Genomic DNA, 17,152 nt, shown 5'->3' with positions numbered 1-17,152 from the left:
TTAAATGAATAGTTTAATTCATTTTTTTTCTTTTATCTTCCTGTTTTTTAGTTTTACTCTTTTGTTCTGTTTTATCTTTTGATTCTTTATTTTCTGTAACGCATTGTACATTTTTTTCATCATCTATTTTTGCGATGTTTTTAGCTAATTGTTTTTTATGATCAAAATTACCTAATCTTGAAATCATAATTCTTTGTGCTTGAGGGGAGCCGGCTCCATGCATAGATTCCGTTAAATATCCTACAGCACCTGTTCCCAAAGTAAGATTTTCAATCAAACGTAAAACTCTCATACGATTTTCTGTACATATGGAGTTCACTCCGCGTAAATATTTATTCACATAATGTCCAATTTCCTTACTGTTTAAATCCATTGCTGAAGGTTGAGATACCATAATACCTCCAGCGATATCTTGAGCAAGTCGCCCCATCTCATAAGGGAATCGAGTAACATTTTGCTTACATACATTCGCTAACATCAGATCAATCAGGTAAGCACCGGAAGGGGTAGGGGAACCCTCATAGGCGCAAGCTAATGCAGAGGAATAAATTGTTTCATTTAATTGAGTCATTTCAATCAACTTATCTTTGATATGAGAAGCCTTTGCTGTGCCGCTATAATCTGCAGACAGTGCACTGGCTCCAATGAGTACATCACCTACACCAACTTTACAAGCATAGCTTGCTCTATGGTGCCCGCCAAAGCGTTCTACCAACATGCCACTAAACTCTGTTTCACCATTTAAGAAAATGCGGTCATTGGGAACAAATACGTGATCAAAAACAACAATTGCTTCATGCCCGCCAAATTGACTGTTTCCTACATCAATATCACTTTCTTCCATTTTTCTTGTGTCAGAGGATTGACGACCATAAATAATGGTAATTCCTTTTGTGTCTGTAGGAACTGAAAAACAAATGGAATAATCTTTATCTTCAGGCTTCATAGCCATGGTAGGCATACAAAGTATTTCATGAGAATTTACCACACCTGTTTGGTGTGCTTTACAACCAGTAACATATACACCATCTTCTGATCTCTCAACAACATGCATATAAAGATCAGGATCAATCTGTTGGCCTGGTGATAAACTACGGTCTCCTTTCGTATCAGTCATCGCTCCATCAACAATCAAATCTTCCTCCTGAACATAATTTAAGAACTTTATAAAATTATCCAAATAGTGGGTGGAATGATTTTTGTCAACTTCATAAGCCGTACTGTAAACGGCATTAAAAGCATCTTGTCCTACACAGCGTTGAAAACAGGAACCTGTTTTCTGTCCCAGCATTCTTTGTCTTTTAACTTTTGTAACTAAGTCTTCTTTGCTTTGAAATATATGATTAAAACGATTAATTTTTTCTCCAGTAAGGTGAGATTTGGTTGTCATTAAATCTTCATAAAGAGGATCTAGCGCTAAATCATAAGTTAGTGCAACCGCATTTAATGAAGGTTTAATAATAGGGTGATCCACAGGATTTTTTACCTTTTCTCCAAACATGTATACGTTCAAATCTAATTTTCGCAGGCTATCGATATATTCTTTTCCGGTTTTCATTGTCATAACAATATTTTTTCCTTTCTAATATACTCACACTTATTCTTAATATTGAATTCATTTATAGTTATTATTTGTTAATATCATTTTGTTATACTAAAAGGCAGGAATTTTAAAAGTTTTATTATTTGTTTTGACAAAGGGATTTTATATAGTGAAGCCAGACAAGAGAATTAAAAGTTGACTAAGTGATTGGTAAATGTTATAATTAAAAAAAATCGCGAGGGAGTAACTTGCCAATATGGTTCGGTCGTCGTCATTACGGATAATTCCCGGTGGCCGAGATACATGCGTATTTAGTGAGACTCGATTGGACGTTAGTTCAGTCGATTTTTTTATGCCTATAATTCGAAAAAAGTATAAGGAGATGTATCATGAAGAAATACGAGTTGATGTCAGTTGAAGAAGTCCTAAATGATCTTAAAACAGGGAAAGACGGATTGAATCGGCAACAAATAGCCCAAAATAAGGAGCAGTTTGGGGAAAATAAGTTGCCAGAGGAGAAGTCTGTTCCACCAATCATTGTGTTTTTTAGCCAATTTAAAGATTTTCTAGTAATTATCCTTATAGCTGCGGCACTTATATCTGCTGCCATGGGAAAATTTGAGAGTACTATGGTTATCATAGCCGTGTTAATTCTTAATGCAGTGTTGGGGACTGTTCAACACATTAAGGCAGAGCAGTCACTAAAAAGCTTGAAAACGCTTTCATCGCCAAAGGCTAAAGTTATACGTAATGGTGAGAAAATTGAAATTCCATCCGCAGAAGTTGTAGTTGGGGATTTACTGGTTCTGGATGCAGGAGATTATGTATCTGCCGACTGCAGAGTTATTGAAAGTTTCAGCCTGCAAACTAATGAAAGTGCCCTAACAGGTGAATCACTGAGTGTAGAAAAATATACTCAGCCTTTAGATAGTGAGAAGACAGCGCTGGGAGACCAGATTAACCGAGTATTTTCCAGTAGTTACGTTACTTATGGACGTGGCCTGGCGGTGGTGACTTCGGTAGGAAAAGATACTGAAATTGGTAAAATCGCAGGGCTTATTGCTTCTGCAAAGGAAAAAGCTACACCATTGCAACAGAGTTTAGATGCCTTTGGTAAAAAACTGGCTATTTTGATATTAGCCATCACAGTACTGGTTTTTGCACTAAGCCTATATAGACAAAGTCCTGTAATGGATGCATTGATGTTTGCGATTTCTTTGGCTGTTGCAGCTATACCTGAAGCACTGAGTTCTATTGTGACAATTGTTCTTGCGTTAGGAACCAGAAAACTTGCTTCGGAAAATGCGATTATACGCAAACTGCATTCTGTTGAAAGTTTGGGTAGTATTTCTGTTATTTGTTCAGATAAAACAGGAACATTGACACAAAACAAGATGACAGTACAACAAATTTATTTAGATCACACACTGGTGAATGCAAGCGAGGCAAATATTGAAGATCCGTTGACAGATAAACTGATTTTGGCTGGGCTACTGTGTAGTGATGCAGTTACATCGGAAGATAAGAGTATTGGAGATCCCACAGAAATCGCACTTCTTGATTTTGCTGAAAAATATGACAGGGATGAATTGATTGTAAGAAGTCAATTCCCAAGGATTTCTGAGCTGCCTTTTGACAGTGACCGCAAGTTAATGACCACACATCACGAATTGGATGACATACCAGTTGCCTTTACTAAAGGGGCTTTGGATGTTATTTTGCGAAGAGCAACACATATTGAAACGGCGGAAGGAGTTCGTCCGATTCAGGAGGAAGATATTCAAGCATATGAAAAAGTTAATTTTGAATTATCCAATTCAGGATTGAGAGTTCTTGCATTTGCTTGGAAAGAAATGAATGGTGAAAATCTTGAAATGCAAGACGAGTATAACTTAATTTTGCTTGGTATTATTTCAATGATGGATCCACCCCGTGAAGACTCGGCACAGGCTGTTGCAGATTGTATTCAGGCGGGCATCAAACCAGTCATGATTACAGGTGACCATAAAATTACGGCAGCAGCAATTGCTCGTCAAATTGGTATTCTTTCAAAAGATGATCAGGTCATTGAAGGGGCAGATATAGAGGATTTAAGTGATGAAGAGTTAGAAGCACTGGTACCTCATGTTGCAGTATATGCCCGTGTTTCTCCAGAACATAAAATAAGAATTGTTTCTGCATGGCAGGCATTAGGTAATGTTGTTGCCATGACCGGGGATGGGGTAAATGATGCGCCAGCTTTGAAAAAAGCCGATGTAGGTGTGGCTATGGGAATTACCGGAACGGAAGTGTCCAAGGATGCGGCAAGTATGGTATTAACTGATGACCGGTTTGCAACGATTGTAAAGGCAATCAACAATGGCAGAAGTATTTACGGTAATATAAAAAATGCTGTGAAATTTCTTCTATCTGGTAATACAGCGGGTATTATTGCTGTTCTGTATGCTTCTTTATCGGGGTTACCGGCACCATTTGCACCGGTACATCTATTATTTATAAATTTATTAACGGATAGTCTTCCGGCTATAGCAATTGGTGTTGAACCTGCACACGGTGAATTGATGAAAGACAAGCCGCGTGATGTATCAAAACCTATAATGGACCGAAGATTTGCAATTGAAGTTTTACTACAAGGTATTGTGATAGCCATAGTGACCATGACAGCCTATCATATTGGCACCGAAGCAGCTGGACATGAAACTGGGATGACCATGGCTTTTGCAACTCTAAGTTTAGCCCGCTTAGTGCATGGTTTCAACTGCCGCACTGATGCACCGCTAAGCCTTAAAACATTCTTTATGAATAAGTTTAGTTTCATGGCTTTCTTTGCTGGTACACTCCTGTTATCAGCTGTACTGGTACTAGAGCCGTTGCATAAATTATTCGAAGTGGCAGATTTGACAGGGAATCAAATGGCAATTATTGGAATACTAGCATTTGTTCCTCTGGTAGTAGTACAAGCTGTAAAAAGAATTATTAAAAGATAGAGCTGGGTCAAAATAATTGTGTCCGTATGCAGAATTTAGGTGGCGCTGAAATTTAACAGCGGACAATGTGGCTTCATATAATAGAATAAGCTGAATGACTGTGCTTATTTTATTATTTAAAAATTTGGAGGCATATTTATGAATGACTTTTTATATGGTTTGACAGGATGCATTGTTACGCCATTTGAGCCTATATATAGTGAAGCCAGACAAGGCTTTAACAGAGCAATACAGCAATATCCCTTAATTATAGTATATTGTAAGAATAAACGGGATGTATCAAATGCAGTGATTTGGTCGAGGAAACATTGTGTACGGATTCGCATACGTAGTGGAGGTCATAATTACGAAGGATATTCAAATGGAGATTGTACTTTAGTTATTGATATAAGCGAAATGAACCATATGAGGATTGATGAATGTAAAAAAAAGTTATATGTTGAGAGTGGGGTAACCAACAAGCAGGTATATGGATATGTATCCTCAAAGAAATATCCTTTTCCAGGTGGCACCTGCCCATCCGTTGGAGTAAGCGGATATTCTCTGGGTGGAGGCTGGGGACTTTCCTGCCGCTATCTTGGGCTGGGTTGTGATAGCTTGGAGAAAATAGAAATGGTAAATTATGAAGGGGCAATTATTGAAGCAGACCGCATAAATAATTCCGATCTTTTTTGGGCTTGCCGTGGGGCAGGTGGCGGAAACTTTGGTGTCATTGTATCGATGACCTTCAAACTTCCTCCACGAGTTAATAAAGTTACCCTTATCGAAATAGATTATCAAAATGTCACTTCAGAAGAGCAAGAAGAATTTCTTCATATTTGGCAGAAATGGCTTAGAACTGCCGATAATAGAATTACGTTGATTTCCAGAATCTATAACTCTGTCAGTGATGGCTTGGCTATGCTGGTAAGAGGGATATTCTATGGTGAACCGAAAGATGCAAAGCGAATGATGGCTGATTTCCTTGCACTTGAAGGGGCAGAATACAATATTGAGTATGTTACTTTTCTGGAAGCGGTTACCATTATTGGTAGTGTATATCCTTCCTCAGAAAAATTTCAATCCGTAAGCCGTTTTGTTCTAAGATACTTTAATTGTAATGAAATATCAGAAATTGTAGGATTAATCAAAGCGCGCCCTCAAGGGTCTGTATTTGCTGGTATTTCAATGTATGCACTTGGGGGTAGAGTTGCAGAGGTCGGAAGAGATGATACAGCTTTTTTCTATCGCAAGGCACATTTTATCATTTGGCTGGAGTCTATATGGGAAGAACGTAAATATGCAAGTAAAAACAGGAAGTGGATCAGTAATCAATTTCCATATCTTGAAGCAGTCACTACAGGCTCATACGTGAACTTTCCTTATGGAAAGCTTCCAAATTATTTAGAAGAATACTATGGGAATCATGTAAATGAATTAACACAAATAAAAAGAAAATATGATCCGTTAAATGTTTTTACATTTCCACAAGGTATTAAAGCAAGTTGCCATAACCGTTCAAAATCACCTATATCAAACTTATTAATGAAGGATGATGAAGGTATGATAAACCAACCAGATGGTATGAGCCATAGAGGATTCCGATATGTATCAAAGAAGGAAAGATAATATCAAATGGATTTGTAAAAATGGGGTACTGAAACTACTTGTATATTTGCAGTCATAAGCAGTCGCTACGCTGTTGACACTAACCCTATTTAATGGTAACCTATAAGTAGATATAAATTGGAAAATAATTTAATAAATCATTTTATGTTCTGTTTTAATTTGTTTAACTTATAAATTAGGATGGCTAAGAGGGAAGCAGGTGAGAGACCTGCGCGGTCCCGCCGCTGTAAACGAGGAATTTTTCTAAAATACCACTGAGAGAATCTTGGGAAGGTTAGAAAAGTGATGATACGTGAGCCAGAAGACCTGCATAAAATGAATAAAGTAGTATTCCGCGGGAAATCGGCTATACTGATTTAATATGTACATATTTAGATGTGATACATGGTTTTTTTATTTGCAGCAAAAACGGACTGTAGTATTTTTTTACTACAGTTTTTTTGTGCTCAAAATATAGTTGTGTGGCTGGTGCTTTACTTTTTCGGGAGAATACGGGTTTTATCTAATCTAAAAAATATAACGCATTATGCGATGATATAGATAAGAATAATAGAAGGAGAAGAGGAAGCAATGTTTTTTGAAATGAATAAAGTAAAAAAAGCGCTAGTGATTATATTAACCATTGCCATAATTTTTACAGGTTTTTGTATACCAGAAGCCGGTAACATAAATGTGTATGCAGATGAAGTCACAACGGGCAGCTCTGGTAACACTAGTGAACCTTCAGCAGGTGACGGGAGTAATGAAAACCCTTATGTCATAAAGACTGCCGATGAGCTGGCATGGTTTGCAGAGGAGGCCAATAAAAATCTGAAACTATGTGCCGTTCTGGGTGCTGATATTAATATGGGTGGGGAAAGCCGCCCTTGGACACCAATTGGTACAGGCGTTGATAGTCAAAAGCCCTATACTGGAGCCTTTGATGGGAAGGGTCACACTGTTAGCGGCATCTATATCAATTATGAAGGAAAATACCTTGGCTTTTTTGGAAACCTGGGTTCTGGAGGTATTGTAAAAAATCTCACAGTAAAAGGGAAAATTACCACCAATGCTGACAGAGCTACATACAGCGGAGGAGTTGTTGGATGTGCCAATGGTGGCAGTCAGATTGTGAATTGTGCCAATTATGCTGCTGTGAGTGCAAAGGACGGAACAACTGTAGGCGGGCTTGTAGGCGGCACAGAGGGTAATGCCAATAACAAGGTTAAGATATTAGGCTCTCTCAATGTAGGATCTGTGTCAGGAAAAATGATGGCAGGTGGTATCATTGGAAACGCTAAATTTGCTGATGTCAGTTACTGTTATAATAGTGGAAATATTAGTGCTTCAGGTTCTCATGTGGGAGGACTTTTAGGTTACATAGCTAAAATCTATCCTTCCAGCTTGCATAATAGTTACAATGTTGGAAGTGTTAAAGGAAGCAGTAATGTGGGTGCACTGGCTGGATATCCAGATGGTATCTCTACTAAAGTTAGTGATTGCTACTGGTTGGAGGGTTCAGCAGAAAAAGGCTTTGGAGGTACAGCTTCAATTTCAGGTACTAATGAAGTTAAGACTGCTGCAGACATGAAAACGGCAGACTTTGTTATGTTGATTAATGGGGCAAATTCTCCACAGGAATCTAAGTTCATAGCGGTTGAAGGAGAATATCCTGTTCATCAGTGGCAGCAGCCAGCCATGAGTGACGAGGATGCAGTGGCAGCAGCAGTGGACGCTTTGACTATGGATACTTCAAATCCAGTAAAGATTAATCTCACCCTTCCATCCACTGGAATCAATGGTACAGCCATTTCATGGAAGTCAGGAAATGAAGCAATTATTTCCCATGATGGTGTTATTAATCCTCCTGATGCAGATACAAAAGTTACTCTGACGGCTACCGTATCTAAGAATGGAATAGAGAAAATAAAAGATTTTGTTTTTACAGTAGCAGCCGGAAGTGACAGCCAGGATAAAGAAACTGTAGATAAAGCTATTCAGATTTTATCTAATAACATGATTCCAAAGAATGGTACAGATACAAATTTTATTACTTTTATAAATAGTACTTTGGAAAAGAAGAACATTACAGGGGTTAATGTAAAACTAATAAATCCGGGTACACCTGCAAGAGCGGATGTGGGAAGTATAGGGGCAAATGGAGAACTTACATATTTTTATCAGGACCCGTCAACACTGGGTTACAGTACAGCCTTCGTTTTTATTAATGACATTAAGCTGACTCTCTCTAAAGGGAATGTCAGTAAAGAGATTACAGTAAAAGCACGACTGGATTGGGATGAAGGTCAAGTGAAAGATTGGCTGAATAAAGCGGTGCTGTATACAATTGATTGGGAAAGTATAAAGCAGAATAATTCAGATCAACAAGCTGTTACGGATTCATTAAGCTTACCCGTGCGTAAACGTGATACAAAAAACAATTTGCTTGCAAATCTCACGTGGAGCAGCAGTGATACCGGTGTAGTACAAATTGCCAAAGGAGAGCTTGGTAGTGACAATCCGATTGTGGCAACAGTCAAGCATCAGGCAGAGGATAGGGAAGTTGTTCTTACGGTTTCTGCTGAGAGTACAAAAGCACTAGGCATCACTGGCACAAAAACCATTATACTGAAAGTGAAGGGGGATGGTAAATCTCTATCTGAACAGGGAAAAATGCAGGCAATGCTGGATAAACATTATACTGAAGGGTGCCTGACTCTGGTTTCTACAGGCAAAAAAATCATAGGTCCGGTCAGTAGTGATGTGATGATACTAAAGCATTCTAGAGACTGGTTTGATGCCGAATCGGGACTGGAGTTTGATTCAAAGATTACAGATCCTAACTCTGAGAGCAGTACACGGCGAAATTATGATTTTACTGCTACCATTTCCGATTCAAAATATGCTGATTCAGGATATCCTAGAATCAATGTATACCGCCCGCTGCCAGGCCAAAGCCCAGCAACGGTCAACGTAACAGTAAGTATGACTAAAGTCAGTGACAAAAGTATCAGCGCCAGTAAAAAACTTACTTTCCAGATTGCCCCATGGGAGCAGAAGGAACTGGACAAAGCCATTGCGGATGCAACAGAACTGATGGGTAAGGCAAAAGACGATTATGCCACAGCCCTATTGAATGGTACGAAGAATACGGCAGATAATATAACCGAAAATCTTGCTCCATTCCGTAATGTTACATTAAAGGATGGCAAGCCAGTATTCAGTAACAATATTAGTACTTCTGCAATTGGTCTGATTGCCGATGAATACCCGGGGTACGATCCAATGATGGTGTACAGCGGAGGATATCGTACCTTTAAATCCAGTCAGGAAAATACGATTTCCAATGAAATGCTTCAGCTGATTGGGAAGGTACCAGAAGACAAGCAGATAACCATAACTGCATGGCTTACACACTCAGAGCTTGGGAAATATTGGGCAAAATATGGAGCTGCAAAAAATGCCGCTTCAGAAGATCAAGAAGCCTACAAAGCTTTCAAGGATTTTTATAAAAATGAGGTAAGTGCTACTTATACGGTAAAAGGTACAGGCGGGGAACCAGATCCTTACGGTACCAGTGCGGATATCAATTTTGCTTTTTCTTATGATGGAAATTTTGAGGTGCAGCCAGTTCCAATGAAAGTAGAGGCAGGTTATGCAGCCAAGTTTGGTATAGGAAGTCCATCAACGAACCCTACCGTTTTAGATGCGGCAGTTATGGCTCATAAGCAAAAGTATGGGGATGCATTTACATCCGATTCAGCTCAAAACTATATGGATGGGGTTTTGACCAAGCTTTTTCAACATGATGTAACAAATACCTTTTTTGGTCATTACATCAATGGTGTATATAGTGCAGACTATGCTAATTCAGCGAAACTAAAAGACAATGATGTGGTACATGTCTTTTGTTACAAAGATAATAATGGAGATCCTGTAGCTAATTTTTACAAGGATGGCAACTTCGTTTCTGATATAATTACAACGGACGGTTCTCTGACTTTGAATTTAATGAAGGCAAAGGGATATAAAGAAACAAAAGCAACCCCTGCTGATGATGTACAGGTAGGTGTGATGGACAAAGATGGCAAGTTGTCTGGTGATAATATTGTGGCTATGGTAAAAAGCGATGTTGACGGCAGCTTTACTCTTAAATTTATAGAAAATGGAACTTTCTTTATCATGTCTGACCACACTTGTGATGGCAAAGATATGCAACCTGCATGGTGTAAAGTCACGGTGTCTGGTGCAATGACGGAAGCAGAGATGCGTGAGTTGGTGGAACAGGATAAGAATGTTCTGGCGATAGATGGTCTAAATACGGATGGGACAACCTCTTCAGAAATTCTAGGGTTAGCTTCTCAGGGAGCAAGTGGAAAAACCCTGATTAAATGGGAGTCAGATACTTCTTCCGTTATAACAAATAAGGGACAAATTATCAGAGATTCACAGAATCACACGGTTAAGCTAAGGGCAGTTATATCCTGTGGTAGTGTGAGCGAAAGCAAAGACTTTACTGTAAACGTTTCTGCACTGACAAATGATGAAGCTGAGAAAAGTCTGAACGAAGCAAAAGCAAAGCTGACAACTGAGGCACTTGCTCCAGTTGAATATGATGGACTTGATCTGGAAAGCAAGATGTATCTGATTAATTCAAATGAACTGGATACAATTCTGATTACAAAAGCCGTAGCCATTATAGACAACCCGGAGATTAAAGTAACTCTTGAAAGCTCTTCCAACAGTGCTGTTGATGCTGACGGCAAAATCACATATGGTAATACTGAAGTAACCGGACAGGCTGTATTTAAATTAACTGTTGGAAATCAAACGCAGAATCATACGGTTGATGTAAAAGTTCCAGCTCACATGAAGAATAAAAAAGAATATATGGAGGAGGTTGCGAAAGGTTTAACTTTTGAAAAGATAAAGGGAGAAAATGATACAAAAGACGATATTAAATGGGCGCTTTTACTTCCAAATGAACTGGATATGGATGAAAAATATAACGAGACAGAAATTATCGCAGAGTGGGTATCAGATCATCCAGAAATCATTAAAATTCCAAGTGAAAGCATTGTAGATCAGAACGATCTAAACGCAGTTTATAAGGCAGAAATCATAAGACCTACTGTAAAAACAACTGTAAAGTTAACGCCTATGTTCTCTTATTATACGGAAGAAAAATCAAAGAGGGGCATATTGCCTCCTGGACCTATGCCTGAAAACATGAACCTGGAGCCAATTGTAGTTCAGGTTAATCCACTTACAGAGGAAGAGAACGCGGCTATAACAAGTACGCTAAATGAAGCTCTTGCCACAATTGGAAGTGAAAAAATAACAGCTTATAAAGATGGTAAAGATAGTCAAAAATCAGCAGATCTAGCTGCAGTAATGGATGACTTACACCTATATGAGTTTGATAAAAATAGTGCATATAAGGATAGTGGTATTCGTGTTACTTGGTCTAGTAGTAATTCTGCTATAACCGTCAACGGACTGAGTGCTAAGGTTTCTCGTCCCACAGGAACACAAAACGCTGTGGGCCAGCTGAAAGTAACACTTTTCAAAGATAATATCAGTGTCAGCAAGGATTTTGACGTAACAGTTCTTGCAGATCCAGATGGAAAAGTTAAAGCCGGAATACTTGCATTTATGAACGCTATTACTGCAGGCTATGCAGGTAAAGATGCCTCCTGGTGGGGAAGAATAGATAGCGGGAAGTTTTGGAATGCAGTAGGAATGGAGGCTTATAAAAACTATCAGCCAGATACAAGAAATATGCTTTCAAAGGAAGCAAAACAGGCATTTATAAATAAAATGATTGCTATGTCTGTAAAAGGCGATTCAGAAGCAGTAAAGAATGCCAACATTCAGGCAAATGCTATAAACGGTTTAAGTGCTCTGGGCTATAATCCAACAGAACTTTGGACTGTAAACCATACAAAATTCAGCGCTGTGGATAAGCTAAAGAATATTAATATTGATAGCATGAATAATGATCAGAAGAAAGCGTATAGAACGATAGCTCCTTATGTATTATCTGCTTTCAGGCAGGGTGACTACTCTACAGAACAGCAGGAAAGTGCTCATATAAAATTCTTGATAGAGCAGTTAAATCTGGATGCAAACTGGACTATTGGCATAGATTACCCAGCAATGATGATGCAGGGGCTGACACCATATTATGACAGAACTGACGTAAAGAAAGCTCTGGATTCAGCAATTGAAAAACTATCTGCTATGCAGGGTGACTACGGAAGCTACGGAAATTCCAATTCTGATGCTATGGCAATTATAACATTGGCACAAATGGGAATTAATCCAGCAAATGACAATCGATTTATAAAAAATGAAAAAAGTCTCCTTGACGGAATGCTTTTATACAAAACAAAGGACAGCAAAGGTTTTAGTCATAAGCAGGATAAAGATTACAATGATTTGTCTACATCTCAAGGGCTGCTTGGATTAATATCTGTACTTAATGTGTTGGATACAGGTAAAGCATACAACGTTTACGACTTCAGTAAAACAGCTAAAACTGTAGCCTATGCTAATGGAACCATTGCAGGAGAACCAGACGAGCCAGAAATAAAACCGGAAGAGGGTAAGGAAATAACGGTTTCCTTTGCCATGAAAGCCGATAAGGGCACCTGGATTCCAACAACTTCAGTTACTTTGAAAAAAGATGCAAAAGTATATCATGCTTTTGTGAAGGTTTTAAATGATGCAGGATTTACTTATGTAGGAGCAAACAGAAACTATGTTTCATCCATCACCAATAAAGAGGGTAAAACTTTAGCTGAATTTACCAATGGACCTGATTCCGGATGGCTATACAAGGTAAACGAAAAAGTGCCGAATGTGGGACTGAAAGATTACACACTTGCCAATGGAGATAAACTAGTATGGTATTATACAAATGATTGGACAAAGGACCCAGGCGCTATAGAAGCTATGGGGGGAAGTAAATCCGTAAAGATTACAGAAGAAAAAAAAGGTACCTCTGTAGGAAGAGTGGTAGCGGAAGCCAAGATAGATAGAAATGGAACAGCTGCTGCAACTATATCCGATAAGGATATTTCTTCTGCCATAAAAGATATGCTGAAAAAGGCAGCAGAAAGCAAAACGAATCTGATTAAAAAAGTGTCTATAGAAGTAAAGGCGGATGACAAAGCCACAAAAGTAGAAACAACTATTCCTAAAGTATCCGTTACAGAATTAAATAAAAATGTGGATGCAGTAATGGTGAATACGCCTCTTGCAAACATCAGTATGGATAGAGAAACCTTGAAAAATATTGCAGAAAATATCAAGGGAGATATAAAGGTATCCGCTGAAAAAGCGGATTTACAAAAATCCATTATGAAGGACGAGAAGATTTCTAAGGATATAAAAGACAAAATAGAACAAAAGATAGGTAACAGGCCTGTATTTGATTTTACAATGCATTCTGGAAACGATAAAGTTTCTCAATTTGCAGGAAAAATCACTATTTCTATTCCATATAAGCTTCAGGCAAATGAAAAACCAGAAGGTATTGTTGTATACTATATCAATCAGGATGGAACAATGGAAAAACTATTTGATGCAAAATACAACAGTGGAAATGTTGAATTTACAACAAGCCATTTCTCCTATTATGCAGTAGGTTATGAAGAACCGTTAAAATTCACGGATGTGAAAGCAGGGGCATGGTATACTGAAGCAGTAGATTATGTAGTAAAAAATAACCTGATGAACGGAGTAAGTGCCACATCATTTAAGCCAGATGATAACACGACAAGAGCTATGCTGGCAACGATTATTTACAATGCAGAAGGAAAACAGACGGCAAAGGCAGAAAGCTCATTTGCAGATGTTAAGAAAGATGCATGGTATGGATCTTCTGTTATTTGGACATCAGAAAAAGAAATTGTAAAAGGCATGAACCAGAATTTATTTGTGCCTACAGGAAATGTTACCCGTGAGCAAGTTGCAGTAATGCTTTATAACTATGCTAAATTTAAGAAATTAAATATGGAAGTAAACAAAGCAGCAATAGAAAATATGACTGATTCTGAAAAGGTATCGACATGGGCTAAAGAAGCTGTAACATGGACGTTAGATAAAAAAATTATGAAGGGAAAAGGAAACAATGTCCTTGATCCAAAAGGAAACGCAACAAGAGCAGAAATCGCGCAGATGATAAAAAACTTCATAGAAGTTAAGTAATAAAAAGACCTCCTTTGCAGGAATAACATATATAAATGTTTCTTGCAAAAGGAGGTCTTTTACAGTGTACAATGCAAGATAGAAAAAGGGCTGCCAATTTGTCTTGACAGCCGATATTTATTGTTTAAACTTTGACTTTTCCCACTGAAAGTACGCATCATACATTTGAAGTGCTCGCTTCATATTCTTATCTGTTACTTTTGATGGGTCTTTTAGAATGCTCCCCATTTGGATGAGTTGCAACTCTAAGAATTTTGGGTTATTAATCCTGCTTTGAGGATTAGCATTCTTGTTTTTTGAAGAAATAATACTTTCTTTAAACATAAAAAGAATAAAGTTATGTTTCTTTTGTTTGGGTGCTTGTTTAGATGATTCAAAAACTTGCTCAAACATTTGATAAAGTTTTTTTCTTCTGAAACGTAAGTAGAATATAAGACCTATAATCGCTAAGATTAAGACTACTAAAATTATAATCCATGTTGTTATGTGCATATTGTATACTCCTTTTATAAACTTATATATATATTTTACAGCAAATTGATTAAAATGTATAGGGGTAGGATTCGACTAATATACAGCGCAGCAAATTAGATACATCAAGAACGGTTGTTCTTGATGTTTTTTTGTGCTAAGATGTAAAATATAAAGAATATAAAGATTAAGTAAGAGGAAAAATAATGGATAAAAACATTTCTTGGTTTATTGATAAACAAGTTGAAAAAGCTCTCAATGCGTTGCAAAGAAATAATATGAAAGGTATCTATGTAGAGGATGAGGACGAGTTACTTCAAGTTATTAAAGAACTTATTGAGGAAAAATCTGTTGTAGGAGTAGGGGATTCCATGACGCTTTTGGAAACTGGTGTATTGGATTTCTTACGCAATGGAAATTATACTTTTTTAGATAAGTATCGAGAAGGGATTACTAGTGAGGAAAAGAAGAGCATCTATATACAAAACTTTTCTGCTGACACCTTCTTATGCAGCACGAATGCATTAACAGAGGATGGACAATTATATAATATAGATGGAAATGGAAGCAGAGTAGCTCCAATGATATATGGGCCGAAACAAGTTATCATTGTTGCTGGTATAAATAAGTTGGTTCAAGATAAAGAAGAAGCTGAAAAAAGAGTAAGAAATTATGCCGCTCCAATTGATGCCAAGAGGCTAAACAAGGATACACCATGTACGAAATTAGGGCGTTGTGTAGACTGTAAAAGCCCAGAAAGAATATGTAATGATTTTGTCACCATAACAGGACAATTTGTAAAAGACAGAATAAAGGTTATTATCGTGGCAAAAGCTTTAGGGTATTAATGAATGTAAATTCTGTATACAGAACGTTGGAAGGAATATTATATGAGAATAGGATATGCATGCTAGCAGTAAGTATATATGAGACAAGCTATAAAAGTTGTTAGTATAGGAAGGAAAAGTATGCCAAAAACACGAAAAATGCTGAGTGACTGGGACACACCATATATTCAGTCAATTGTAAAAATAATTGAAACACAAAGTAAGGTTACACTTGTAACTTGGGCACTTGATTATTCAGAGCAAATTTTAGTGCCCTTGTTCAGCAAATACTATCCAGATGACTTGCGTCCACAAAATGCAATAAATGCAGCCCGTGAGTGGTTAGCAGGAGAAATAAAACTGCCCCAGGCTAAAACAGCCATTCTCCAGTGCCATGGAGCCGCCCGGGAAGCTGAAGAAAATCCTGCGGCACAAGCTGCTGCCAGGGCAATCGGACAATCTGCGTCTACTATTCATTCTGCAGGTCATTGTATGGGGCTAGCACTGTATGGAGCATTAGCAGTTGCATATGATACTCTTGGAACCAGTGCTCCCTGGGGACGGCTGGAGCAATGTGCTGCGGACGAATGCAGACGAATGTGGGATGCTCTGAATGCCCTTGCAGTGGAAAATGAACCAAACCCGGCTAAAATCACATGGAAATGTTGAAAGTAAACCGTAGAGTTATGCTAAGGTGAATACTTACAATTTAGTTGGAAACAATACACCATGGAGGTGTTTCTATTATGATATCACGTAAATCGGTAATTACTTTTGGCATGGTTGCCATACCTATTGCAATGCAAACAACTACTCAGGATCATGACATTCATTTTAATCAGCTGCATAAGGAAGATAGCAGCCGAATCCGTTACAAGAAGACCTGTGCTCACTGTGGTAAAGAGATTACTTCAGGAGATATTGTCAAAGGATTCGAGTATGATAAGGACAAGTATGTAGTTGTCACAGAAGATGAGATTGAAAAGATTAAAACAGAAAAAGAGAAATCTATTCAAATTCTGCATTTTGCACAGCTAAACCAGATTTCCCCCGTTTATTATGAAAAAACATATCAGGCAGTACCAGAGACAGGAGGGGAAAAAGCTTTCGAGCTGCTTCGCAGTGCATTGATGGCTCAGCAGAAGGTGGCTATAGGCAAAACGGTTATGGGTACCAAGGACACGCTGATGGCAATTATTCCCAGGGAAGATGGTATTCTCATTTCTACTATGTTCTACGCCGATGACATTAAAGAACTTCAAAAACAGTATATTAAGCCTGAAGTATCTGAGCAGGAACTAAATATGGCAAAAATGCTCATAGATTCTATGGATACGCCTTTTGATCCTTCCCAATATAAGGATGAATATCAGGAGAGACTCCGTGTTCTCATTGAGACGAAGATTTCTGGTAAGGAGATTGTTGCGGTAGAACCTGACAGTGCAGGTAAAGTCATTGACCTGATGGATGCCCTTAAAGCCAGTGTGGAGAAAGCAAAACAACAGAAAGAAATGGCATAATTT

General features: G+C 38.1%; 8 protein-coding genes and 1 riboswitch. Of the genes, 6 read left to right on the top strand and 2 right to left on the bottom strand.

Translation table 11 applies throughout. From position 1 onward, the window contains the following. Positions 1–13: 13 nt before the first annotated feature. Positions 14–1,564, bottom strand: a complete 1,551-nt coding sequence (locus tag RTW14_RS09355) for a 4-hydroxyphenylacetate 3-hydroxylase family protein (protein WP_312649976.1) — start codon at positions 1,562–1,564, stop codon at positions 14–16. 368 nt (positions 1,565–1,932) lie between these two features. Here RTW14_RS09355 and RTW14_RS09350 point away from each other — a divergent pair, with 368 nt between their 5' ends. The 3 genes from RTW14_RS09350 (at position 1,933) to RTW14_RS09340 (ending at position 14,331) form a co-directional block, all read left to right on the top strand. Further along, complete coding sequence (locus tag RTW14_RS09350) at positions 1,933–4,530, top strand: cation-translocating P-type ATPase (protein ID WP_312649973.1); 2,598 nt, start codon at positions 1,933–1,935, stop codon at positions 4,528–4,530. A 138-nt stretch (positions 4,531–4,668) separates the two neighbouring features. Beyond that, entirely contained in the window at positions 4,669–6,138 is a 1,470-nt protein-coding gene (locus RTW14_RS09345) for an FAD-binding oxidoreductase (RefSeq protein WP_312649970.1), read from the top strand. Positions 6,139–6,265: 127 nt separating this feature from the next. Next, positions 6,266–6,466, top strand: a riboswitch (cobalamin riboswitch). 242 nt (positions 6,467–6,708) lie between these two features. Then, the gene (locus RTW14_RS09340; protein WP_312649965.1) at positions 6,709–14,331 is read left to right on the top strand and encodes an immunoglobulin-like domain-containing protein; all 7,623 of its coding nucleotides are present in this window, start codon (positions 6,709–6,711) and stop codon (positions 14,329–14,331) included. Positions 14,332–14,448: 117 nt separating this feature from the next. On the opposite strand, the gene RTW14_RS09335 is transcribed toward RTW14_RS09340, so the two are convergent. Beyond that, complete coding sequence (locus RTW14_RS09335; protein ID WP_312649962.1) at positions 14,449–14,823, bottom strand: EGFR-like transmembrane domain-containing protein; 375 nt, start codon at positions 14,821–14,823, stop codon at positions 14,449–14,451. 185 nt (positions 14,824–15,008) lie between these two features. Between RTW14_RS09335 and RTW14_RS09330 the strand changes: the two genes are divergently transcribed. From RTW14_RS09330 to ku, 3 genes are all read left to right on the top strand, one after another. After that, entirely contained in the window at positions 15,009–15,650 is a 642-nt protein-coding gene (locus tag RTW14_RS09330) for a lactate utilization protein (protein WP_312649958.1), read from the top strand. A gap of 120 nt (positions 15,651–15,770) precedes the next feature. Next, the gene (locus RTW14_RS09325) at positions 15,771–16,298 is read left to right on the top strand and encodes a putative immunity protein (protein WP_312649955.1); all 528 of its coding nucleotides are present in this window, start codon (positions 15,771–15,773) and stop codon (positions 16,296–16,298) included. A gap of 77 nt (positions 16,299–16,375) precedes the next feature. After that, a complete protein-coding gene (gene ku, locus RTW14_RS09320) occupies positions 16,376–17,149 on the top strand; it encodes a non-homologous end joining protein Ku (protein WP_312649952.1) in 774 nt (257 codons plus the stop codon). Positions 17,150–17,152: the final 3 nt, after the last annotated feature.

The sequence above is a fragment of the Aminipila sp. genome, assembly GCF_032051575.1.
GTDB lineage: Bacteria > Bacillota > Clostridia > Peptostreptococcales > Anaerovoracaceae > Aminipila.
This window is presented reverse-complemented; position numbering and strand designations above follow the sequence as displayed.